Origin of the sequence: Pseudoflavonifractor sp. 60 (assembly GCF_009911645.1) — a bacterium.
Taxonomy (GTDB): domain Bacteria; phylum Bacillota; class Clostridia; order Oscillospirales; family Oscillospiraceae; genus Lawsonibacter.
The window spans coordinates 1-1,592 of record NZ_QWKI01000029.1 but is presented as its reverse complement, the minus strand read 5'-3'; the positions used below and the strand labels follow the sequence as shown (position 1 = coordinate 1,592).

The following is a 1,592-nucleotide window of genomic DNA, read 5'->3' as shown; positions in this document are numbered from 1 at the left end:
CCGCCAACGGCACCTACGACAACGACACCGACCGCGCCGCCCTCCAGCAGGAGATCGACCAGCTGAACTCCGAAATCAACCGTATCGCCGACTCCGCCAACTTCAACGGCATCAAGCTGCTGGACGGCTCTCTGGACGCTGACGGTCGCCGCGCCACCACCGAGACTACTTTCAGCGGTATGGCAATCGGCAATAACATCCTGGGCTATGCCACCGGAACCAATACTGTCACACCTGGTGAGTTTGGCAGCAGCAATACCAAGGGTGGCGTTATGCTCACTGGCGCATATTCCGGTGCTACCGGCGGCACGAGCGGCCTGAGCGACCAGAGCGTCCGCTATCACAAGGATGCCGCCACTTCCGGCAAGACCACCTTCACCGTGGACCTGGACGGCCTGAATTACACGGCTGGCGGCGGCACAGGGCTTTCTGACCTGAAGTTTGCGCTCCAGGCTGGCGATGCCACAAACGGCATGGGTACTGGCAACCACATGTTCCTGGACGATGATGGCACTGACACTCAGCTGAAATACAACGTGGTCGCCAACGGTGAGGGCGAGATCACCTCCGAGGACATTGCCAAGGCCATCATGGACAAGATTGATGAGAATGGCGGTAAGGTCTATATCAAGGCTGGCCAGCAGGGCGGTGGTGCTGCGGCCTATATTGAGTATACGGTGACTCGAGAGAACGACAAGCTGAAGTTCGAGATGACCGACGACGGCTACAACGACGCTGTAGCGGCGGAAGGCAAGCTGACTGCTGGTCAGTCTAACAACTACTTCCAGGGCAACTTCAACTTCAGCGTGGCGCAGGGCACCTATACTGGTAACGAAGCGGCGTTCAAGACTGCCATCGACGACAAGCTGGTGGGCAATTCCGCTACCTGCGAGATTAACGAGGGTAGCTCTCCTGCCGGTACCATCTATGCTCAGGCTTATATCCGCTTTGACGGTGATCCTCAGACTGCTGATGCTGCTAAGGGTGTGAACAAGGTCACCGATTTCATTACGGACGGTAAGGGCTTCAAGCTGGGTGACGAGTACTATATCTTCACCGGCAGCGATGCCACCTACAACACCGAGTATGCGGACAATGTTCACAAGGTAGATATCCGCGATTTGGAGAACCTGACGGATGCCAAGTTTGCGGATAACGGTACCAAGCAGGATTTCTATGATGATCTGCGCGTTGCTCTGGACCGTCTGTCTGTAGCCGCCAAGGACAACGAGATGTTTGACGTCCAGGTGGAAGAGCGCGGCACCATGCTGGTCATCAACGAGCGCACTACCTACGCTGGTGATGCTAACCTGACTGAGAAGGACTGGGGCCTGGAGAGCATGATCCAGAAGTTCGACAGCGCCAGCTCCAAGACCACTGTCCAGAAGGAGGCGGGCACCGCTCTGACCCTCCAGATTGGTGACACCAGCGAGGACTTCAACCAGCTCAAGGTCAACATCGGCGATATCCACGCCGAGGCTCTGGGCGTTGACAAGGTGAACGTGGGCAACCAGCAGGACGCTCAGGCTGCCATTGACGTTATCAAGAACGCTATTAACAAGGTTTCCTCTATCCGCGGCACCCTGGGCGCA

1 pseudogene is annotated in these 1,592 nt (G+C 57.0%); it reads left to right on the top strand.

From position 1 onward, the window contains the following. Positions 1 to 1,592, top strand: a pseudogene (locus tag D1646_RS22965) (hypothetical protein); the annotation flags it as partial.